Genomic DNA, 21,495 nt, shown 5'->3' on the forward strand with positions numbered 1-21,495 from the left:
CCGCATGACCATGCCCCGAACCGATCTCCTCGACGCCTACCGGCCGGGACGCTCCTTCCTGTACAGCACCGCCGAACGCGCCCTGCTGGCCACCGGGGCGACCGTCACCCTCCCCGGTCGCGGACCGCACGCCGCCCGCCGCGCCGCCGCCGTCCTCGACGCGCTCGGCGATGACGCGCACGGCCGCCGTTCGCTGCTGGTCGGCGCGATCCCCTTCGACGACGACGCCCCCGCCCGGCTGGTGATCCCCGAGTCCCACACCTGGGGCGAACCGGTCACCGGCTCGCCGCCGCACCGAACGGGCGTGCGCGAACTGCGGGCCGAACCACCCGAGGACGACTACCTCGCGTCCGTCCACACCGCACTGTCCCTCATGGACGGTGGCGATCTCGACAAGGCCGTGCTCGCGCGCTCCCTCGTGCTGCGCCCCAACGCACCCGTCGACGTGCCCGCGCTCGTGCGCGGTCTCGCCGGAGGCGACCCGCGCGGACACACCTTCGCCGTGCCGCTGCCCGGACGGCGCACCCTCGTCGGCGCCAGTCCCGAACTGCTCGTCCGCCGGCGCGGCGGCGTCGTCACCGCCCATCCGCTCGCCGGATCCCGTCCCCGCACGGGAGACCCGGTCCGCGACGCCGTCGCCACCGCCGAACTCCTGGCCTGCGACAAGGACCGCCGCGAACACGCCTTCGTGGTCGACGCGATCGCCACGGCCCTGGCCCCGTACTGCGCGAGCGTCGACGCACCCCCGACACCCACCGTGACCACGACCGGCGCCATGCTGCACCTCGGCACGCTCATCACCGCCGAACTGCGCGACGAACGCGTCTCGGCCCTCGAACTGGCCTGCGCCCTGCATCCGACGCCCGCCGTCTGCGGCACGCCGACCGCCCCCGCCCGCGAGCTGATCGGCCGCGTCGAAGGCTTCGAACGCGGCTTCTACGCCGGAATGGTCGGCTGGACCGACGGCTCCGGCGACGGCGAGTGGGCCGTGGCGATCCGCTGCGCCGAAGTCGACGGCGACCGGCTGCGGCTCTACGCGGGCGCCGGAATCGTGCCGGGATCACAACCGAGGGCGGAGCTCGCCGAGACCTCGGCGAAGTTCCGCACACTGCTGGGAGCGCTCGGAGTCGAGACCGGAACGGAGGCCGCCGATGTCGCACGGATTCACCGCGTGGCCTGAGGAGTTCGCCTCCCGCTACCGCGAACGCGGCTACTGGACCGGCGAGGCCTTCCCCGCGCTGCTCGACCGTGTCGCGGCAGAACACGGTGCACGGGAGGCCGTGGTCGGCACCGGACTCGACGGTTCACCGCTGCGGCTGACCTACACGGAGCTGCGGGATCGCGCGCTGCGACTGGCCTCGGCGCTGCACGGGCTCGGGATCGGCGCGGGTGAGCGGGTCGTCGTGCAGTGCGGCAACCACCCCGAGTTCGCCGTGGTGGTCTTCGCGCTGTTCCGGATCGGCGCGGTCCCGGTGTTCGCGCTTCCCGCCCACCGGCACGCCGAGATCGGGCACTTCCTGGCCGCCTCGGGCGCCGTGGCGTACCTCCACGCCGACGAGGAGAACGCCGCCGCCGTCGCCGGGCGGGTGCCGCACGTCCGCGACATCGCCTCGCTGGCCGGGCTGCCCCCGGGCGGGCCGCTGCCCGAGCCGCCCGCGGCCTCCGCGGTCGCGCTGTTCCAGTTGTCCGGCGGGAGCACCGGACTGCCGAAGCTGATCCCCCGGACCCACGACGACTACGCCTACAGCGTCCGCGCGAGCGCGGAGATCTGCGGGCTGTCGCCGGAGACGGTGTACCTGTGCGTGCTGCCCGCCGCGCACAACTTCGCGTTGTCCTCGCCGGGGATCCTGGGCGTCCTGCACGCCGGCGGGACGGTCGTCCTCGCACCCGACGGCAGTCCCGACACGGCCTTCCCGCTCATCGCCGCCGAGCGCGTGACCATGGCGGCGCTGGTGCCGCCGCTGGCGCAGGTATGGCTGCGGGCCGCTCCGGCGTCGGACGCCGATCTGTCCACTCTGGACCTCGTGCAGGTCGGCGGGGCCCGGCTGGCTCCCCCGGTCGCCGAACGGATCACGCCCGGGCTGGGCGCGCGGCTCCAGCAGGTCTTCGGGATGGCCGAGGGCCTGGTCTGCTACACCCGTGACGAGGATCCGCGAGAGCTGGTGCACACCACCCAGGGCAGGCCGATCTGCGACGCCGACGACGAGGTCCGCGTGGTCGACGACGCCGACCGTGACGTGCCGCCGGGCACGGAAGGGCATCTGCTGACGCGTGGCCCGTACACCATTCGCGGATATTGGTCACCCCGGTACGGCGACGCCGATGCCCACAACCGCGCCGCCTTCACCGCCGACGGGTTCTACCGGACCGGGGACCTGGTGCGCCGCACCGAGAGCGGGCACCTGGTCGTGACCGGCCGGGCCAAGGACCAGATCAACCGAGGCGGGGAGAAGATCGCCGCCGCCGAGGTCGAGCAGGTGCTCCTGGCCCACGAGGCCGTCGCCGACGCCGCCGTGGTGTCGATCCCCGACGAACATCTCGGGGAGCGCTCCTGCGCCTACGTCGTCGCCCGGGAAGCCGCGCCGGTCAAGGGAAGCGCGCTGCGCGCGCACGTCCGCCGGGCGGGCCTGGCGGCGTTCAAGATCCCCGACAAGGTCGTGTTCGTCGCGGCCCTGCCCCGCACCGCCGTGGGCAAGGTCGACAAGAAGGCCCTCCGTGACCGCCACCGAAAGGACAGCTGATGCCCATCCCCCGGATCGCCCCGTACCCGCTGCCGGGAGCCGATTCCCTGCCGCCGAACCGGGTGGACTGGCGCTTCGTGCCGGAGCGGGCGGTGCTGCTCGTCCACGACATGCAGCGCTATTTCCTGGACTTCTACGACGGCGAGTTCACCTCGCTGTACGAGGGTGTGGCGCGCCTGCGGAAACTCGGGATCCCGGCGGTCTACACCGCGCAGACGGCTCCGCAGGATCCGGTCTCGCGCGGGCTGCTGACCGACATGTGGGGACCGGGGATCGCCGACCGGGCCGAGATCGTGGCGGCCGTGGCCCCCGCGGCGGGCGAGCCGGTGCTGGAGAAGCACCGCTACTCCGCCTTCGTGCGTTCGGATCTCGCCGAGCGCATGGCCGCGATGGGACGTGATCAGCTCGTCCTGTGCGGGGTCTACGCGCACATCGGGATCCTGCACACCGCGCTCGACGCCTTCGCACGCGACATCAAGCCCTTCGTCGTCGCCGACGCCACCGCCGACTTCGGTCGCGAACAGCACGACCGGGCGCTGTCCCTGGTGGCCTCGACGTGCGGGCGGGTGGTGACCGTCGCCGGCCTGTCCTCGCCGGGCATCACCCTCGCCGAGGTGCGCGCCGAGGTCGCCGCGCTGCTGGACGAACCGGTCGACGACGACGAGAGCCTCATCGACGCCGGTCTCGACTCGATCCGGGTGATGACGCTGGTGGAGAGCTGGAAGGCGCGCGGCCTGTCGGTCGGCTTCGCCGACCTCGCCGAGGATCCGACCATCGAGGGCTTCCACCGGGTGCTGGTGAACGCATGAGCGACGCCGTCCTGCCCGGCCCCGAAGAGCTGCGGCACGCCGTTCCCCTCCCCGCGGCGACCGCCGGGCGCATCGCCGCGCAGCGGGCCGAGATCGCCGCCGTCCTCGACGGTGTCGACGACCGGCTCCTCGTCATCGCCGGACCGTGCTCGGCGCACGACCCACTGGCCACTGTGGACTACGCGCGTGCGCTGGCCGCTCTCGCCCACGCCTTCGACGGCGAGCTGTGCGTGGTCCTGCGCGCCTATCTGGAGAAACCGCGCACCCGCCTCGGCTGGCCCGGACTGCTGCTCGACCCGGGCCTCGACGACTGGTGCGCGGGCCCGGCCGAGCGGATCACCCGGCCCGTCGCCGACGTGCGAGCCGGGCTGCCCGTCGGCCGGCGCCTCCTGGTCGAGCTCGCCGAACTCGGCCTGCCCCTCGCCTACGAGTTCGTGGAACCGATGCTCGCGCCCTACGTCGCCGATCTGGTGTCGTGGGCGGCGATCGGCGCACGGACCGTGGAGAGCCCCACGCACCGGCGGCTCGCCTCGGCGCTGCCGATGCCCGTCGGCTGCAAGAACCGCGCCGACGGGGACGTGCGCGCGGCCGTGGACGCGGTGACGGTGGCGGGCGCCGGGCACAGTGTCGTGGGTGTGGACGCCAAAGGCCGCGCGGCCGTCCGGCGCACGGGCGGCAACCCGTACGCCCACGTCGTGCTGCGCGGGGGCTCGCCGGGCACCAACTACGACGCCGGCTCGGTCGCCGAAGCGCTGCGGTTGCTGGAATCGGCCGGTCTGCCCCCACGTGTCGTCGTCGACGCCTCGCACGGCAACAGCGGCAAGGACCACACCCGGCAGCCGGGCGTGGCCGCCGCGCTCGCCGCGCAGGTCGCCGGCGGGCAGCGCGGGATCGTCGGCGTGATGCTGGAGTCCTTCATCCACGGCGGATGCCAGCCGCCGGGCGCCGACCTCGCCTACGGCGTCAGCGTCACCGACGCCTGCCTCGGCCTCGACGACACCGCCACGGTCCTCGCCGGACTCGCCGAGGCCGTCTCGGCCCGGCGCGGGGCCAGCGAACTGGCGGTCACCCGGTGAGGGCGACCCAGGCCCAGCTCGGGATCCTCACCGGGCAGCGCCTCGACCCGGCCAGCCCCGCCTACGCCACCGCCGAGGTCGTCGAACTCCGCGACGCCGACGCCGGGCGTCTCTCCGGGGCGATCGCCGCGACCGTCGCGCGCACCGAGGCACTGCACTGCCGCTTCGAAGGCGACCGGCAGCGGATCGGCACGGCCCCACCGGGATGGTCTCCGTCCATCGTGGACCTCGGCGGCACCGCCGACCCGTGGCCCCTGCTGCGCGCGCACATCGACGCCGACCTCGCCGTGCCGATGGACCCGGCGACCGGGCCGCTGTTCGCCCACACGCTCTACCTCGCCGGTGAACGCGTGTACTGGTACCAGCGCGTCCACCACGTCGCCCTCGACGGCTACGGCTACGTGCTCTTCGCGCGGGCCGTCGCCGAGCACTACAACGGCGGGAAGACGCCCGGCTTCGCTCCGCTGGCCGACCTGGTCTCCGCCGACACCGCCTACCAGGCCGCGGAACGCCGTGAACGCGACCGGGAGTACTGGACCGGTGCGCTCGCCGACCGCGAACCCGTGCGCGGTCTGGCCGACGGCGTGGCACCGCCGTCGTACACCAACATCCGCGTCACCGCGACGGTCACCGGCGCCGCGAAGTCCAGACTGGACGAAGCGGGTCCCGCATGGCCGCACGTGGCGCTCGCGGCGGTCGCCGCCCACACCCACCGCGTCACCGGATCCCGCGAGGTGACGCTCGGACTGCCGGTCGCCAACCGTCTCGGCACACCGGCCGCCCGCGTCCCCGCGATGGTCATGAACATCGTGCCGGTGCCCCTCACCGTCGACCCGGCGGCCGGTCTCGGCGCCCTGGTCACCGGAGTCGCCGCGCGGCTCAGGGAATCCCGGCGGCACCAGCACTACCGCTACGAGCACCTCCGCCGCGACCTCGGTCTCCTCGGCGGGAACAAGCGGATGTGGGGGCCGGTGGTCAACATCATCCCCTTCACCGAGGACCTGCGCTTCGGCGACGATCTCGCCGTCACCCACGCGATCACGGCCGGGCCCGTCGACGACCTGTCGGTGACCATGCGCGGGCCCGCCGAGCTCGTGGTCGAGGCCAACCCCGCCCTCTACACGCCCGCGGAGCTGCGGGCGCACGCCGACGGGATCCTGGAACGACTGGCGGACAACGGAACCGTCGGGGAGTGGAGCGAGCTGCCGGGCACGCCCGCGCCGGAGATCAGGCCGGTGCTGGAGCGGATCCGCGCGCACGCCGACGCCGACCCCGACCGGATCGCGATCGTCGACGGCGACAACGAGGTCTCCTACGGCGCGCTGTGGAAGATGGCCGGGATGAACGCCGACAACCTCGCGCGCAAGGGCGTCGGCGAAGGCGATCTCGTCGGCCTCGCCTGGCCGCGCGGGCACGGCGCCGTGAGCGTCATGCTCGCCGCGTTGCGGTCGAACGCGGCCTTCCTGCCCCTCGACGCCGACGGCCCCGCCGAACGCAACGGCGCCATCCTCGCCGAGGCCCGTCCCCGCGTCGTCGTCGGAGGGCGACTCGTCGGCGAGCCCGCTCCCCCGGCACGGGACGAGCCCGCCTACGTCATCTACACCTCGGGTTCGACGGGCCGTCCCAACGGCGTCCGCGTCGGCCGCGCGGCCCTCGACTTCTTCGTCTCGGCCGCCCTCGACCGCTACGGGATCACCGCCGACGACCGCGTCCTCCAGTTCGCGCCGCTGCACTTCGACGCCGCCGTCGAGGAGATCTTCACGACCCTCGCCGCGGGGGCGACCCTCGTCGTCCGCGACGACTCGGCGCTGGAATCGCTGGCGGCGTTCACCGCCTTCGCCGGGGCACAAGGGATCACGGTCCTCGACCTGCCCACGGCCTACTGGCACGAGCTGGCCTACGCCCTCCACACCGGCACGGCACGGCTCCCGCCGAGCGTTCGCACCGTCATCATCGGCGGTGAGGCCGCGCTGCCCGAGCGGGTCGCGCAGTGGTTCGCGGCGGCCGGTGACGGCGTGCGGCTGATCAACACCTACGGCCCGACCGAGGCGACCGTGGTCGCGCTCGCCGCCGATCTGTCCGAAGAGGACGGTCGTTCAGAGTACGTCCCGATCGGGCGTCCGCTCCCGGGTGTCGTCGCCGTGCGGGGTCCAGGGGACGAGCTTCACCTCGGCGGACCCGGGCTCGCCCTCGGATACCTGGAGCAGCTCGAACTCACCGGGGCGCGGTTCATAGGGGTAGGAGAGCGACGTCTGTACCGCAGCGGCGACCGTGTACGTGTACACGATCGAACCGGTGGCCTCGCCTACATCGGGCGCGTCGACGACGAACTCAAGATCTCCGGACACCGCATCCACCCCACCGAGGTCGAAGGAGCCTTGCTCGCACATCCGAGGGTACGTGAGGTCGCGGTCATCGCGCGGTCCTCGCACGGCCGTTCCCGGCTCATCGCCTACGTGGCCGCCGACGCGCCCGTGGAGGAGCTGCGCGAGCACGCCGCCACCCGGCTGACCGGCCCGGCCGTACCGCAGGTGGTGATGCTGGATCGCCTGCCGCGCACCGGAACCGGCAAGATCGACCGCCGCGCGCTGTCCCGGCTGGCCGACCCGGCCGCAGCGGAGGTCGCGGGCACGCCGGAAGAGAAGCTGGTCGCCGCCGCCTGGTCGGAGGTGCTCGGGCGCCCGGTTGGCGATCCGGGCGCCGACTTCTTCACGCTCGGCGGGCAGTCGCTGCAGGCCGTCGCGGTCGCGAGCAGGCTCTCGGCGGCCCTCGGCCGGACGGTACCGGCGACGCTGCTCTTCCAGCACCCCACCGTCTCCGGTCTCGCGGCGGCGCTGTCCGCGCCCGGCGCGGGCCCCGCCGCCGACACCATGCTCGCCGACGCCGAAGCACCGCTCCCCCACCCCGCGCCGACGGCCGTCGGCGACCGCGTCCTGCTCACCGGCGCCACCGGCTTCGTCGGCGCGCACCTGCTGGCCGAACTGTGCGGTGAGGACACCGAGATCTGGTGCACGGTAAGGGGTTCGGCCGAGCGGCTGACCGCGACCGCCGCGGCCTACGGGCTCCCCGACCCGGCGAAACGCGTCACGCCGGTCCCGATCGACCTCGGCACGGGCGAAACACTCCCCGAGCTCGCCTTCACCCGGATCTGGCACGCGGCGGCGACCGTCAGCCTCACCCGCGGCTACGCGTCCATGCGGGCGGCGAACGTCGAGGCCACCCGCCGGATCCTCGACCTGGCCTGCCGCAGAGGTTCGGCGGTGCACCACGTGTCGACCGTCGCCGTCGGCGCCGGGCTCGCCGAGCTGCCCGAGGACTTCGTGCCCGCCCACGGCGGGCTGCGCGACGGCTACCAGCGCGGCAAGTGGGCCGCCGAACGGCTCGCGGCCCGGGCGGCCGCGGCGGGCCTGCCGGTGACCGTCTACCGGCTCGGCCGGGTCACCGGCCCGATCGCGCGCCCTCACGTCAATCCCGCCGATCTGGTGTGGCGGCTGGTGCGGGCCGGGCTGGCCGTCGGGTCGCTGCCGGACCTGGACGTCGACGAGCCGTGGACGCCCGTCGACTGGGTCGCCGAAGCGGCGGTGTGGACGGCGGCGACCGGCCGGACCGGCGTGGTCAACCTCGTCGCCGAGACGCCGACCTCCTTGCGCGAAGTGTGGCGCTGGATCGCCGAGGAGCGCGGGCTCTCCGTCGAGCCGCTGCCGGTCTGGCGGGAGCGCGTGGTGGCCTGCGGCGACCCCGAACACCTGGCCACGGCCGCGTTCTTCGCGACCCACGGAGGCGGCGGCCGGGCACCGGTCATCCACAGTGGACCACTGCCGGTGTCGGCGCCGGCAGTCGGCCGGGCCGTCGTGCTGGGCTATCTGTCGGCGCTCACCAGCGATGGTGGACCTGCGGGCGGATGAGCTCGTCGTAGATCGCGCGCACGGCCTCGTGGGTCTCCTCGCTCAAGGGCGCGTCCGTTGCGGCGGCGGCGTTCGCGGTGGCCTGTTCGGGGTTGCGCGCGCCCGGGATGACCACGCTGACACCCGGCTGGTCGAGGATCCAGCGCAGCGCGAAACGCGCCATCGTCATGCCCTCGGGGAGCAGCTCGCGGATGCGTTCGACGGCGGTCAGCCCGGTGGCGTAGTCAACGCCGGAGAAGGTCTCACCGACGTCGAAGGCCGCACCGTGCCGGTTGAAGTTGCGGTGGTCGTCGGCGGCGAAGTCCGTTGCCGCCGTGAGCTTCCCCGACAGCAGGCCGCTGGCCAGCGGGACCCGCGCGATGACGGCGACCCCGGCCTCCCGCGCGGCGGGCAGGACCTCTTCGAGGGGCTTGTGCCGGAAGGCGTTGAGGATGATCTGGACGGAGGCGACGTTCGGCCGCGCGATCGCGGTCAGCGCCTCGGCGCAGGTCTCGACGCTGACGCCGTAGGCGGCGAGGCGTTCCTCGTCGACGAGGGTGTCGAGCGCGTCGAAGACCGCGTCGGTGGCGTAGACCGGCGTCGGCGGGCAGTGCAGCTGCACCAGGTCGACGGTGTCGACGCCGAGGTTGGCGCGCGAGCGGTCGTTCCAGGCCCGGAAATTGTCCAATGTGTACGCCCCGGGCGTCTGCTCGACCCGGCGGCCCATCTTCGTGGCGACCGTCAGACCATCGGTCTCGGCGAGCAGTTCGCCGACGAGTCTCTCGCTGCGGCCGTCGCCGTAGACGTCGGCGGTGTCGATGAAGGTCGTGCCGGCCGCGACCGCCGCCCGGAGCGTGCCGAGCGCGGTGTCGGCGGGGACGTCGCCCCAGGAACCGCCGATCTGCCAGGCTCCGAAGCCGACCTGCGGGGTGGAGGAGACGAACGGGCTGCTTCGCGGCATGCGTCGATCGTAGGGCCCTCGTCGATCGAGGTCTGGCGCCGGGCCCGCGACCCTATGTAGAGTGTCTGCACAGTCCCGCGAGGAGGTTCCGTGCTGAACACCTTCACCGCCAAGGCCGAGACACCCCATCCCGACGCGCTCCTCCGCCGAGACCTGCTCACCTGCCTGGTGCTCGCCGTCGGCGCGGGCGCGCTCCTGGGTGCGATGATCGGCTCGCGCGTCGCCGGCACCGACGAACCGCTGCCGGACCGGCCCGAGGTGCTCGCGATCGCGCGCCTCGTCTGGGACGAGCGGGAACCCGACGAGTCCTGGGTCCTGGAGTCCACGCCGGAGGAACTCCGGGCCGGCCAGGTCGAACACGAGGACGTCATGGGGATCCCGGGCTGGGCGCAGGTCCTGTTCGGCGACGCCACGATGGACAACACCACCGCCGTCATCTGGCCCGACCGGCCCGGCTGGGTCGAACCCACCGAGGAGCCCTACGGCTACCCGGAGACGCCGGAGGACAACGCCCGGCGGCTCGACGAGGCCGAGGCGGCGCTCACCGCCGCCGGATGGAACGTCAGCCGCCCCTACGACTCCATGGTGCAGGGCCGCCGGGGAACCCTCGTGGTGAACTTCTGGGCGCCCGGTGAGGGACGCACCCCCGACCTGGACATCGCCCGCGTGCCGCCCGCCGCGCACGCGTGGCTCATGGGGATCGGCGCGCTCCTGGGCGGCGCCGCCGGAATCGCCGCGATGGCCGCCTTCGCGCGGCACCGGCGCCGCCACCCGCCTGTCCCCTGGACCGGGCTCGCCGTCCTCGGACTCGCCCTCATCGGCGTCAACGTCGCCATCGCCTTGATGCTGCTGTTCTTCTCGGTGGCCGACAGCCTGCATTTCGACGAACCGCTGTGGAGAAGCGCGCGCTTCATCCCCTTCGGGTTCACGCTGAATCTCGCACTGCTGTTCATCGCGATCAGCGTGTTCGCCCTGTGGCGGCAGCGCCGCCGGGCCCGCCGCGCGGCCTGACCCGCCCGAAAGCGGTCGGCGGAAACCCACGGGGGCCGCTAACGTGTCCGATGTGGACTCCCCCGACGCCGTCATCGCCCGCCTGGCCGCCGCGCCCTTGGCGCACACCGAGCAGCTCATCGTCCTCCGGGACGGCGAGGTGCTGGCCGAGCACTCGTTCCACGGCGGCGATCCCGACGAGCCGGCCGCCGTCAAGTCGGTGACCAAGTCGGTGCTCGCCACGGTCGCGCTGCTCGCCGTCGCCGACGGTGTCCTCGATCTGGACGACACCCTCGGCCGGCTCCTCGGATCCCGTGTGCCCGGCCATCGTCGCGACGTCACCGTCCGGCACCTGCTGACCATGACCGGCGGCTCGGAACCGGCGCTGGACCTGCGCGGACTCGAACCGGCGAACTGGCTCGATCATCTACTCGCGCTGCCGCGGATCGCGCCGCCCGGAACCGTCTTCGCCTACGACAACGCCGCCGTGCACGTACTCGCCGGAGCCCTGCGCACGGTCGTCGGCGACATCGACGCCTTCGCGGCGGAACGGATCCTCGCACCCGCCGGGATCACCCGCTGGAACTGGCCCCGGGACCCCGAAGGCGTCAACTGGGGCGGCGCCGGACTGGAGCTGTCGGCCAAGAGCCTGGCCGCGCTCGGCGAGCTGTGGCGCACCGACCGGCTCGGCCTCGGCACACTGCTGTCCGAGGCCACCGGGGAGCGCGTCCGGCCAGGCGGCGGCGATCCGCGAGGGTTCGGGTACCTGTTCTGGGTCGACGTGTACGCCGCTTCGCCCGTCTTCCTGGCCAGCGGCTTCGGCGGACAGAAGGTCTGCGTGGCAAGGGATCTCGGCGTGACCGTCGTACTCACCGGCGATGTGGAGCGGCTGTCGCCCGACGGCGGCGACAACGGCGATGTCCTGCCCGGCCTGGTGGCGTGGGCGGCGAAGCGCTAGTCCCGCAGCTGCACGTCTCCGGTCACCAGGTACACGACCTGGTGGGCGATGTTGACGGCGTGGTCGGAGTAGCGCTCGTAGAAACGTCCCAGGAGCGTGAAGTCCACCGCCGCCTCGACGCCGTAAGGCCAGTCGGAGAACAGTTTGGCGAACATCCGCTTGCGCAGCGCGTCCATCTCGTCGTCGTCGAGGGACAGCTGGGTCGCGTCGAGCTGGTCGCGCGTGCCGAGGATCTGGGTCATCTTCGTGGCCATCCGCACGGCCACTTCGGCCAGCTGCGTGAACATCGGCGCCGCCTCGGCCGGAACGGCCGCCCCGGGCGCCCGCAGCAGGGTGATCTTGGCGACGTGCTTCGCCAGGTCCCCCATGCGTTCCAGGTCCCCGGTGATGCGGATCGCGGCGAGCATGAAGCGCAGGTCCCCGGCCATCGGCGGGCGGATCGTCATCAGCTCGGCGACCTGGTCGTCGACGGTGTTGCGCTGCTGATTGACGCTCGCGTCGGCCTCGATGATCTGCCGCGCGAGCTCCGCGTCGGCGGTGAGCAGGGCCCGGCTGGCGCGGCCCATCATGTCGGTGACCGTCCGCGCCATGACGACGAGACCGGCGTCGAGTTCCGCCAGCCTGTCGTGGAAATCGTCCCTGACCATCGTCATCAGTCTAAGTGTTCACCTTCGCGCGCGGGGAGGCCGTGTCGATCTACACGTCACACGCCGGTCATGAACCCCGCGTTACGTAGGATTGCCGCGTAGGGAGCGTGCGATGGTCAGATCAGTGCAGGGAACGACCGCGACGGTCACCAGGCCGCACGTCCACGCCGCCGTCCGGCGTGGACTCGCCGAGACCGGCGCGGTGCTGCTCGTCGGCCCGGCGGGCAGCGGCAAGAGCACGATCCTGGCCTCCCTCGGCGAACCCGGCGAGCGCGTGCTGCGGCTGAGCCCGGCCGCGCGCGACGCCGAGGTCGCCTACGCGACCGTCACCGAATTACTCTCCGCCGTGCCCGGCGCCGCCGTCGAGGCCCTCGCTCTCCCACGACGCTCGGCCGTGCGGGTGCTGCTGCGGCAGGAACCGGACGGCGGGATCGACCACCTCGCGGTCCGGCTGGCGGTGACCGAGCTGCTGTCGGCCGGTGGGCGGGCTCTGCTGCTGCTCGACAACGCCGCCAACGTCGACGCCGAGAGCGCCGACGTCCTCGACTACGCCCGCCAGCACGCCCCCGCCGGTGGGGTGTGGCTCGTCGCCGCACGCCGCGACGCCGACGACGTCGCGGTGCCGGGCGCGGCCGAGATCGCCGTCCCCCCTTGGGATCTCGACGAGATCGCCGCGCTGCTGACCGGGCACGGCATCCCGACCCGCCTGACCGGGCGGGTGTTCCGGGCGTGCGGCGGCAATCCGCAGCTCGCGGTCCGGCTCGGCGGCGCGATCGGGGGGTGGGGGCGCGGAAACGCGCCCCTGCCGATACCCGAGACGGCCCGAAGACCCATCCGGGCGCAGCTCGCCTCCCTCTCCGCGAGCGCGCGCCAGACGCTTCTGCACGTGGCCCTCGCCGAGCGGCCGAGCCTGTCGCTGCTCACCCGCGCGGGCCGTCCCGGCGCGCGCGAGGACCTGGCGGAGACCACCGAGGCCGGGCTGACCTCGGTGCACGCCGACGGGAGCGTCGGTCTGAGTTCGGGCGCGGTCGGCGACACCGTGCGGGAGGCGGCCGCGTCGGCCGAACTGTCGGCGGCGCACGCCGCGCTGGCGTCGGTCGCCGGCGACCCGGTGACCGCCGTGTGGCACCGCGCGCACCTGGCGACGGCGCCTTCGCACGAGCTGGCCGCCGCACTGGACGCGGCGGCCGAGACGGTGCGGGGCCGTGGCGCGCGCGGCCGGTCGGCGGCGATGTCGTTCCTGGCCGCCGAACACACGCCCGGCACCGACCAGGCCGGGATGCAGCGCCGTTTCGTGATGGCCGCCGCCGACGCCGGGCTCGCCGGGGACCTCGACCTGACCCGCCGCGCGGCGGCCGTGATCCTCGACCGCGCCACGGATCCGGCCGTGCGCGTCAACGTGCTGACCGCCGTCGTCGAATGCGCCGGGCAGGCCCTCGACAGCATCGACGACGTGTTCGCCGACCTCACCGAGGCCGCCGCCGAGGACCCGGGCCTCATGGCCGTCGCGCGGCTGTGGATCGCCTGGCGCTACTACATCTGCGAAGGCGACAGCCACCGCGCGCTCCAGGAGGCGACCGCCGCGCGTCGCCTCGCCGCCGAAGGCGGCAACACCGAGGCCGAGATCGAGGCGCTGACCATCGCCGCCCGCCTCTCCCGTGCCCTCGGGCGGCCCGAGGCAGACGAACTGCTCGACCGGGCCCGCGCCCTCGACCCCGACGTCACCGTCTGCGCCGTCCGGGGTTCGGCGCAGTTCATCGGATCCCGCCACGCGCTCTTCGACGACGAGGTCGACACCGCCCGCCGCGACCTCCTCGCCCTGCTGCCGCAGGCGCAGCGCCGGGGCGACATCAAGGACCTCAGCGACCTCTACCGCACCCTCGCCGAGGTCGAGTTGCGCGCCGGCCGCTGCGGCCTCGCCCTGGACTACATCCGTGAGGCCACCGAACGCCTCACCGACACCGACACCTCGACGGCGACCGTCTGGTACGTCGTCGCGCTCGCCGAGACCGCCGGAGGGGACCTGGCCCGGGCCGCCAGCTTCGCCCGCCAGGGCCTGCGGTCGGCCCACGAGGACCACGACGTGCTGTTCACCTCGCGCTGCCTGTACGCGCTCGGGCGGGTCCAGCTGTTCACCGGCGAGACCGCGGCGGCCGCGCAGACCCTGCGGGAGGTCCGGGCCTTCGAGACCGCCTTCGACATCGCCGATCCGTCGATCCTCCAGTGGCATCGGGAACTGGCCGAGGCCCTGGCCGCCGGTGGGGAACTCGCCGAAGCGGCCGCCCTCATCGCCGACGCCCGCAAGGCCGCCGAGACCTTTCGACGCGCCAACATCGTGCCCGGCCTCGACCACGCCGAGGCCGCGTGTCTGCTGGAAAGCGGCGACCCCTCGGGAGCGGCGGAGTTGTTCGCGCGCGCCCGCGAGCGTTTCGCCTTCCTCGGGCTGCCTTTGGAGGAAGGCCGCACGCTGCTGTCGCTGGCCCGGCTGGAACGCCGACGGCGAAGGCGGGCCGCGGCCCGCGCGGTCCTCGGCGAGGCGACGGCGCTGTTCACCCAATGCGGTGCGCTGCCCTGGATCGCTCTGGCGGCCGCGGAACGCGCCCGGCTCGACCACAGTGGACCGTCGTCCGACGCCGCACTCACCGAGGCCGAGTCGCGGCTCGCCGCGCTCGTCGCCGCCGGTGCGACCAACACCGAGGCCGCCGCGCAGCTGTTCATCAGCGTGAAGACGGTCGAGGCGACGCTGACGCGCGTGTACCGGAAACTCGGGCTGCGTTCGCGGGCTCAGCTGGCGGCGAGGCTCGGCGAGCGGAAGTAGGCGGGACATGGCGCTCGTCACGTGGCGGCGTCGCGATGTCACCGGCGGCCGGGCCGTCTCGTCTCGGGTGTCGACGCATTCGCGCACACCTTGGAGACCCCATGAACATCGCACTGTGGATCGCCGCCGGAGTCCTCGCCGCGGTCCTGCTGTCCAGCGGCCTTCTCAAGCTGGTCACCCCGCACGCGAAGATGGCGGCGAGCAGGTCCGGGGAATGGGCCGGGGCCGTCGCTCCCGGCGCGGTCAAGGCCCTCGGCGCCGTCGAGGTCCTCGGCGCGATCGGCCTGATCCTGCCCGCCCTGCTCGACATCGCGCCGGTGCTGGTTCCCGTCGCGGCCGTCGGTGCGGCGCTGCTGCTCATCGGCGCGATGGTCCTGCACCTGCGCCGCCGCGAGACCGTCCCGGCCTTCGCGACGCTGCTCTATCTCGCGGTCGCGCTCTTCGTGGCCTGGGGCCGCTTCGGACCGGAGTCGTTCACGGGCTGACCGCGCGGTCCCACCTGATCGGTCGCGAGTACCCGCGTGGACGTCGCGCTGTGACAGGATTCCCGGCATGCAGTACGACGAGACCAACGAGGGCGTCACGTTCATCAGGGACGATCACGCCCAGTTCTTCTACACGATCCCCGACGGCTGGCACCGGGTCGCCGCCGAAGACGGCGGCACCGGCCCGACCAGCTCGATCGCGAGCACCGAGGCCGACGATCCCGACGAGGAGCGCAAGGCCTCGGTTCTGGCCGGGGTGATGCGCGAGATCCCGTCGGGCGACGACCTTGAGAAAGGCGCCCTGATGCTGGCGAAAGGCTGGGCCCAGCTGTCCGACTCGCGCTCCAACGCGGTCTTCGCGGAGGAGACCTCGCGGGCCTTCACCCTCGACGGGCATCCGGCCGCGACGGCCGCGCTGCGCGCCGACTTCCCCGAGAGCGACACCGGTTCGCTGTACCTGCGGATGACGGTCGTCGAGGTCGTCGAGGGCTACTACTCCTACCTCGCCGGGACCGCCCACCCCGAGGCAGCCGACCTGCGCGCGGCCGTCGACGGCGTCCACCGCGACCTGATCGTCGTCATGGCCTGAAGCGCCCACCGGGGGGCCGGTACCCGGCATCCGACTCCCCACGACACGAACGAATGCCCCGCGACCCCTCTCCGGTCGCGGGGCATCCGGTCCTCCCAGACCCGCTCGGTCGCCATCCTCCGTCGGCCGATGCCCCTCGGCCGGGGAGTTCGTGCGGGTCGTGTGCGGCAGCCCGCCTGCCGCCGCTGGTACCGGAGAACGTCCGGGAGTCCACACCGAACGTCCTCCGGGGCCACTAACTCAAGGTCGCCGTCTTGCTGATCGAGTGCGTCGCGCCTTGATCGTCGGTCACCGTCAGGGTGATGACGAAGCTCCCGGCCCGCGTGTAGCGGTGGCTGGGGGCCACGCCCGTGCCGGTCGTCCCGTCGCCGAAGGTCCAGGTGTACGAGGCGATCGAGCCGTCGGCGTCACTGGAGGCCGAGGCGTCCAGGTAGCAGATGTAGCCGTAGTAGGTGCCGTAGAAGTAGCACTGGCCGGTGAAGGACGCGACCGGCGGCGTGTTGCCGCCACCGGTCCCGACGGTCAGCGCGTAGGTCGCGGTCCGCGCGACCTCGCCGGTTCCCTTGACGGTCACCGTGTACGAGCCCTGCGCCGTGGAGGCGCCGACGTTCAGCGTCAGCGTCGAGGACGCACCGCTGGTCACCGTCGAGGGACTGAAGGACGCCGTGACACCCGAGGGCAGACCGGTGGCCGAGAGGGCCACGTTCTGCGCGCTGCCGTTGGTCGTCTGCGTCGCGACGGTCGTGGTCACCGACGCACCGGGCTGCGCGTTGCCCGACGCCGGGCTCAGCGAGAGGGCGAAGTCGTTGTCGCCCGGGGGATCCCCGCCGCCGATGAAGCCGGTGTAGAGCAGCACGTTCGGCGATCCCGAGCCGGGCGAGGTCACCTTGTTCTTGGATCCGTTGTTCACCAGCGCGTCGCGGACCTGCGCCGGTGTCGCCGACGGGTTCGCGCCCAGGTACAGCGCGGCCGCTCCGGCCACGTGCGGGGCCGCCATCGACGTGCCGCTCATGGTCTGCGAACCGCCGCTGTTGGAGGTCGAGACGATGTTGGTGCCCGGAGCGAAGATGTCCAGGCAGGAACCGTAGTTGCTGAAGGTGCTGCGCGAGTCGTTGTTCGCGGTCGCGCCGACCGTGATCGCCTCGGGAACCCGTGCCGGGGTGAAGTTGCAGGCGTTGGTGTTGTCGTTGCCCGCGGCCAGCGAGTACTGGACACCGGCGGCAATGGAGCGCTTGACGGCGTTCTCCAGGGTGCTGTTGGTGCCCGAGCCGCCGAGGCTCATGTTGACCACGGCCGGTTTCGCGGCGTTCGCGGTCACCCAGTCGATGCCCGAGACGATGCCGTCCCAGGCGCCCGAGCCCTGGCAGTCCAAAACGCGGACGGACACGAGCTTGGCCTTCTTGGCCAGACCGTAGGTGGTGCTGCCGATCGTGCCGGCGACGTGCGTGCCGTGGCCCTGGCAGTCGGCGGCGTCGTTGTCGTTGTCCACATAGTCCGGACCACTGACCGCGCGGCCACCGAAGTCACCGTGACTGAAACGGATGCCGGTGTCCAGGACGTAGACGGTCACGCCCTGGCCACCGGTGTCGGGGTAGCCGTACTTCTGGTTCAGCGGCAGGTCGGTCTGGTCGACGCGGTCCTGCCCCCAGCTCGGCGGGTTCGTCTGCTCGCCGGCGATGCGCGCCATGCGAACGGGTTCGACGTAGGAGACCGCGGGGTTCGCCGCCAGCCGCTTCGCCTCACCCTCGGACATCTCGACCGAGAAGCCCTTGATCGTCGCGTGATAGGTGTAACGGACGGTCCCTCCGTACCGGGTGGCCAGACCGTCCGCTGTGGACTCGACGGCGGCCGCGCCGGGGTCGGCGGCACCGTCCTTGAGCACGACCATGTACCGGTCGGCGATGACGTCGGGTCCACCCGCGTTGCGGATCTCGCCGCTCGCGTCGGCGGCGGCCGCCGCCATCCCGTACGAGCCGAGCAGCAACGCCGCGGTGGATACGGCGAGAACGCCGGCCCGGGCCGCGCTCCTGCCTAAGATGTGGGGCTTCATGGACTTCCCTTCGGGCTGGCCGGAGGGCACGTGGCCCTGGCCGGTCTGTCATACGGGGACACCACGACGCTATTGATCGCCACCGGGGCCGGGCTATTGGGGAAAACCCTTGCGGGACAAGTCGAGGGGGTGGGGGTGGGCCGTCGGGCAACACGTGGAACGGCGCCGGGCGGAGCCTTCGCTCCACCCGGCGCCGTCCGCCGAAAGGTTCCGCCCGTTAACCGAAGCGGCCCGTGATGTAGTCCTCGGTCCGCTTCTCACCGGGGTTGGTGAAGATCTTCTGCGTCTCGTCGTACTCCACGAGACGGCCGGGGTCGCCGGTCTTCTCCAGGGAGAAGAACGCCGTCCGGTCCGAGACACGGGCGGCCTGCTGCATGTTGTGGGTGACGATGACGATCGTGTAGCTGTCCTTCAGCTCACCGATCAGGTCCTCGATCGCCAGCGTCGAGATCGGGTCGAGCGCCGAGCAGGGCTCGTCCATGAGCACGACCTGCGGCTCGACGGCGATGGCCCGCGCGATGCACAGGCGCTGCTGCTGACCGCCCGACAGCCCGGCGCCGGGCTTGTCGAGGCGGTCCTTGACCTCTTCCCAGAGGTTGGCGCCGCGGAGGGCCTTCTCGGCCGCGACCTGAAGCTCGCCCTTCCTCCGCACGCCGACCAGCTTCAGCCCGGCGACGACGTTGTCGAAGATCGACATCGTCGGGAACGGGTTGGGGCGCTGGAAGACCATCCCGATCATGCGGCGCACGGCCGTCACATCCACGTCCTTGTCGTAGATGTTCTGTCCGTCGACACTGATCGTGCCCTCGACGCGCCCGTTTGGGATGACCTCGTGCATCCGGTTGATCGACCGCAGGAAGGTCGACTTGCCGCAGCCCGAGGGGCCGATCAGCGCGGTCACCGACTTGCGCTCGATGACCATGTTGACGCCCTCGATCGCTTTGAACGAGCCGTAGTAAGCGGTGACGTTGTCCGCTTCGATGCGCTTGGCCATAACCTGTCTTTCGTTCCTCTGGGATGTCAGCGGGTGAGCTTGCTGCGGCGGGCGACGAGCTTGGCGACGATCGTCAGCAGCAGCACCAGGGCCACCAGCGTGAGCGCCGCCGTCCAGGCCCGCGCCGGCGCGTACTGCGACGCCGTGCTCGCCTGGTCGTAGATGAACAGGGACAGCGAGGTCTGCTGGCCCGCGAAAGGGTTGCCGTTGATGGCGAAGGCGCCACCGGCGACGAGCATCACCGGCGCGGTCTCACCGGCGGCGCGCGCCACGGCGAGCATCACGCCGGTGACGATGCCGGGCAGCGCCGTCGGGATGACGACCTTGAGGATCGTGCGCCACTTCGGGACGCCGAGGGCGTAGGAGCCTTCGCGCAGGGACGTCGGGACGAGCCGCAGCATCTCCTCGGCGGAGCGCACGATCGTCGGGAGCATCAGCACCGAGAGGGCCAGCGCGGCCGCGAAGCCGGAGTAGGCCGGGCGCCCGTCGTTGAAGATCGGGCTGATCACCATGACCCAGAAGGCGAGCACGAAGAGGCCGGCCACGATCGACGGGATGCCGGTCATGACGTCGACGAAGAACTGGATCCACTTGGCGAGCTTGCCGCGGCCGTACTCGACGACGTAGATCGCGCCGGCCAGGCCGAGCGGGACCGTGATGAGCACGGCGATCCCGACCTGTTCGAGGGTGCCGAGGATCGCGTGGTAGGCGCCGCCACCGGCGTTGAGGGCGGTGATGCCGTTCATCGAGCGGTAGAAGAAGTCGGCGTCGAACCGGTCGGCACCGCGCGAGATCGTCGTGAACGCCACCGACAGCAGCGGCAGGACGGCCAGCACGAAGGCCGAGCCGATCAGCGCCGAGGCCGCGCGGTTGCGGGCGGCGCGGCCGCCTTCGACGAAGGTCGCGATCGTGATCAGCGCGACGAAGTAGAGCAGGGCGGCGACGATCGCGCCCATGACGGGCCCACCGTCGGCGGCGAAGGTGACGCCGCCGAGGCCGACCAGCAGCGCGCCGGCCGCGATCGCCCAGGGGGCGTACTTCGGCAGGCGCTTCGCCTTGAGCTGGACGGCCGTCGTGGTGGCCGCGGTCAGGGTGGTCATACCGCCGTCTCCATGTCTTCTTCGGTGAGGGGCCCGGCCGCGCCGGCCTTGCCCGACGGGCGCAGGGGCTTGGCGACGAGGACCGGCCAGCCCCCTTCGGCGCGTTCGGCGCGTTTGCGCACCTTGCGGGACTGGAAGTCCACGTGGGTAACGGATCCGCTCATGGCGCCACCTCCCAGTGACCGACGTCCGGCAGCCCCCGGACGACTCCTTGCACCGGCCCGGGTACGGGCCGGACGCATGCCGAGCGTGGTGGTGGTCATGTCGTCGCCGCCGCGAGGAATCGCTTGCGGCGGCGGACGATGGCGCGCGCGGTCATGTTGACGATCAGCGTGATCGCGAAGAGGACGAGACCGCTGGCGATCAGGGCGCTGCGGCCCTGGTCGTTGGCCTCGCCGAAGGCGTTGGCGATGTTGGCCGCGATCGTGTTGCCACCCGGTTCGACGACCGACCAGGAGATCACGAAACTCGATCCGAGCGTCATCGCCAGCGCGATGGTCTCGCCGAGCGCGCGGCCGAGGCCGAGCATCACCGAGGCGACGATGCCGGGGCGGCCGTAGGGCAGGACCGCGGTGCGGATGACCTCCCACTTGGTGGCGCCCAGCGCCATCGCGGCCTCCTCGTGCTCGCGCGGGGTCTGCATGAAGACCTCGCGGGACAGGGAGGTGACGATCGGCAGGATCATGATGGCCAGCACCAGCGAGCCCAGCAGGACCGAGTGCCCGAAGCGCCCGTCGCTGGCGAACAGCGGGAACCAGCCGAGGTACTTGTTCAGCCAGATGGAGAGGTCCTGCACCGGTACGGCGAAGAACTCCCGGCCCCACAGGCCGAAGACGACACTGGGCACGGCGGCGAGCAGGTCGATGGCGAAGCCGAGGATCGTGGCGACGCGGCGGTGCGCGTAGTGCGAGAGGTACAGGGCGATGCCCAGGGCGATCGGGACGGCGACGAGCAGGGCGATCGCGGCCGACAGAATCGTGCCGAAGGCCAGCGACGCGATACCGAAGTGCGCGTCGTTCAGGGCGTTCGGGCTCCACTTGGTGAAGGTGAAGAAGTTCTCCTTGTTGGCGCTGAGCGCCGGGACCGCCTCGATGATGAGGAAGAGGGCGATCGCGGCGATGATCGCCAGGACCGCCGAACCGCCCACCGTGGTGAGGGACTTGAAATACGTCTCGCCGCCGTAGCGGCGCCGCTTGGGCAGGGGCTCCCCGACGTGTACCTCGCGGGGTTCCTCGGGCCGGGCCGGCGCGGGCCTGTCGGGCACCTCGACGGTCGGCAGGGCCGAGACGGTCTCGCCGGTGACGCCGCTGTGCCCAGCGGCCAGAGTGTTCCCTGGCCGCTGGGCGGGCATTACCGACGGTCCCGTCGCTGCGGGGCGAGTGATGTCACCGTC

The 21,495-nt window shown here is 72.4% G+C and carries 17 protein-coding genes; 10 read left to right on the forward strand and 7 right to left on the reverse strand.

Translation table 11 applies throughout. The features are described from left to right. Positions 1–4 precede the first annotated feature (4 nt). From HNR73_RS03920 to HNR73_RS03940, 5 genes are read left to right on the forward strand one after another with little or no spacing between them, the layout of a single operon-like run. The gene (locus HNR73_RS03920) at positions 5–1,180 is read left to right on the forward strand and encodes an isochorismate synthase (RefSeq protein WP_184785881.1); all 1,176 of its coding nucleotides are present in this window, start codon (positions 5–7) and stop codon (positions 1,178–1,180) included. Then, a complete protein-coding gene (locus HNR73_RS03925) occupies positions 1,152–2,741 on the forward strand; it encodes a (2,3-dihydroxybenzoyl)adenylate synthase (RefSeq protein WP_184785882.1) in 1,590 nt (529 codons plus the stop codon). The genes HNR73_RS03920 and HNR73_RS03925 overlap by 29 nt, the downstream gene beginning before the upstream one ends. After that, positions 2,741–3,550, forward strand: a complete 810-nt coding sequence (locus HNR73_RS03930) for an isochorismatase (RefSeq protein ID WP_184785883.1) — start codon at positions 2,741–2,743, stop codon at positions 3,548–3,550. The genes HNR73_RS03925 and HNR73_RS03930 overlap by 1 nt, the downstream gene beginning before the upstream one ends. Next, positions 3,547–4,626 (forward strand): 3-deoxy-7-phosphoheptulonate synthase, encoded by a 1,080-nt coding sequence (locus HNR73_RS03935; RefSeq protein ID WP_184785884.1) that lies wholly within the window; start codon positions 3,547–3,549, stop codon positions 4,624–4,626. Before HNR73_RS03930 ends, HNR73_RS03935 begins: the two co-directional genes overlap by 4 nt. Then, positions 4,623–8,531 carry an AMP-binding protein gene (locus HNR73_RS03940; RefSeq protein ID WP_184785885.1) on the forward strand — a complete coding sequence of 1,303 codons (3,909 nt, stop codon included), beginning with the start codon at positions 4,623–4,625 and terminating at the stop codon, positions 8,529–8,531. Before HNR73_RS03935 ends, HNR73_RS03940 begins: the two co-directional genes overlap by 4 nt. Here HNR73_RS03940 and HNR73_RS03945 read toward each other — a convergent pair. Further along, complete coding sequence (locus tag HNR73_RS03945; RefSeq protein WP_184785886.1) at positions 8,500–9,471, reverse strand: aldo/keto reductase; 972 nt, start codon at positions 9,469–9,471, stop codon at positions 8,500–8,502. The two genes, HNR73_RS03940 and HNR73_RS03945, sit on opposite strands and share 32 nt — an antisense overlap. A gap of 90 nt (positions 9,472–9,561) precedes the next feature. On the opposite strand from HNR73_RS03945, the gene HNR73_RS03950 reads away from it, so the two are divergent. Together HNR73_RS03950 and HNR73_RS03955 are read left to right on the forward strand one after the other, a co-directional pair. After that, on the forward strand, positions 9,562–10,482 hold the full coding sequence (locus tag HNR73_RS03950) for a hypothetical protein (protein ID WP_184785887.1): 921 nt from the start codon (positions 9,562–9,564) through the stop codon (positions 10,480–10,482). Positions 10,483–10,534: 52 nt separating this feature from the next. Next, positions 10,535–11,419: a serine hydrolase domain-containing protein gene (locus tag HNR73_RS03955; RefSeq protein WP_184785888.1), complete on the forward strand. Its 885-nt coding sequence runs from the start codon at positions 10,535–10,537 to the stop codon at positions 11,417–11,419. Here HNR73_RS03955 and phoU read toward each other — a convergent pair. Then, complete coding sequence (gene phoU / locus HNR73_RS03960; RefSeq protein ID WP_184785889.1) at positions 11,416–12,066, reverse strand: phosphate signaling complex protein PhoU; 651 nt, start codon at positions 12,064–12,066, stop codon at positions 11,416–11,418. The genes HNR73_RS03955 and phoU overlap by 4 nt on opposite strands. 112 nt (positions 12,067–12,178) lie before the next feature. Here phoU and HNR73_RS03965 point away from each other — a divergent pair, with 112 nt between their 5' ends. The 3 genes from HNR73_RS03965 (at position 12,179) to HNR73_RS03975 (ending at position 15,958) form a co-directional block, all read left to right on the forward strand. Further along, positions 12,179–14,884, forward strand: coding sequence for a helix-turn-helix transcriptional regulator (locus HNR73_RS03965; RefSeq protein ID WP_184785890.1), 2,706 nt, complete (start codon positions 12,179–12,181; stop codon positions 14,882–14,884). Positions 14,885–14,985: 101 nt separating this feature from the next. After that, positions 14,986–15,369 carry a DoxX family protein gene (locus tag HNR73_RS03970; RefSeq protein ID WP_184785891.1) on the forward strand — a complete coding sequence of 128 codons (384 nt, stop codon included), beginning with the start codon at positions 14,986–14,988 and terminating at the stop codon, positions 15,367–15,369. Positions 15,370–15,436: 67 nt separating this feature from the next. After that, positions 15,437–15,958 (forward strand): hypothetical protein, encoded by a 522-nt coding sequence (locus HNR73_RS03975; RefSeq protein ID WP_184785892.1) that lies wholly within the window; start codon positions 15,437–15,439, stop codon positions 15,956–15,958. 235 nt (positions 15,959–16,193) lie between these two features. On the opposite strand, the gene HNR73_RS03980 is transcribed toward HNR73_RS03975, so the two are convergent. From HNR73_RS03980 to pstC, 5 genes are all read right to left on the reverse strand, one after another. Then, a complete protein-coding gene (locus HNR73_RS03980) occupies positions 16,194–18,008 on the reverse strand; it encodes a S8 family serine peptidase (protein WP_184785893.1) in 1,815 nt (604 codons plus the stop codon). 217 nt (positions 18,009–18,225) lie between these two features. Further along, positions 18,226–19,002 (reverse strand): phosphate ABC transporter ATP-binding protein PstB, encoded by a 777-nt coding sequence (pstB, locus tag HNR73_RS03985; RefSeq protein WP_184785894.1) that lies wholly within the window; start codon positions 19,000–19,002, stop codon positions 18,226–18,228. A 26-nt stretch (positions 19,003–19,028) separates the two neighbouring features. Beyond that, on the reverse strand, positions 19,029–20,102 hold the full coding sequence (gene pstA, locus HNR73_RS03990; RefSeq protein ID WP_184785895.1) for a phosphate ABC transporter permease PstA: 1,074 nt from the start codon (positions 20,100–20,102) through the stop codon (positions 19,029–19,031). Continuing rightward, on the reverse strand, positions 20,099–20,266 hold the full coding sequence (locus tag HNR73_RS03995; protein WP_184785896.1) for a hypothetical protein: 168 nt from the start codon (positions 20,264–20,266) through the stop codon (positions 20,099–20,101). Before HNR73_RS03995 ends, pstA begins: the two co-directional genes overlap by 4 nt. A gap of 95 nt (positions 20,267–20,361) precedes the next feature. Beyond that, the gene (gene pstC, locus HNR73_RS04000) at positions 20,362–21,453 is read right to left on the reverse strand and encodes a phosphate ABC transporter permease subunit PstC (RefSeq protein WP_184785897.1); all 1,092 of its coding nucleotides are present in this window, start codon (positions 21,451–21,453) and stop codon (positions 20,362–20,364) included. Between the last annotated feature and the right edge of the window lie 42 nt (positions 21,454–21,495).

Source organism: Phytomonospora endophytica (assembly GCF_014202425.1).
Taxonomy (GTDB): domain Bacteria; phylum Actinomycetota; class Actinomycetes; order Mycobacteriales; family Micromonosporaceae; genus Phytomonospora; species Phytomonospora endophytica.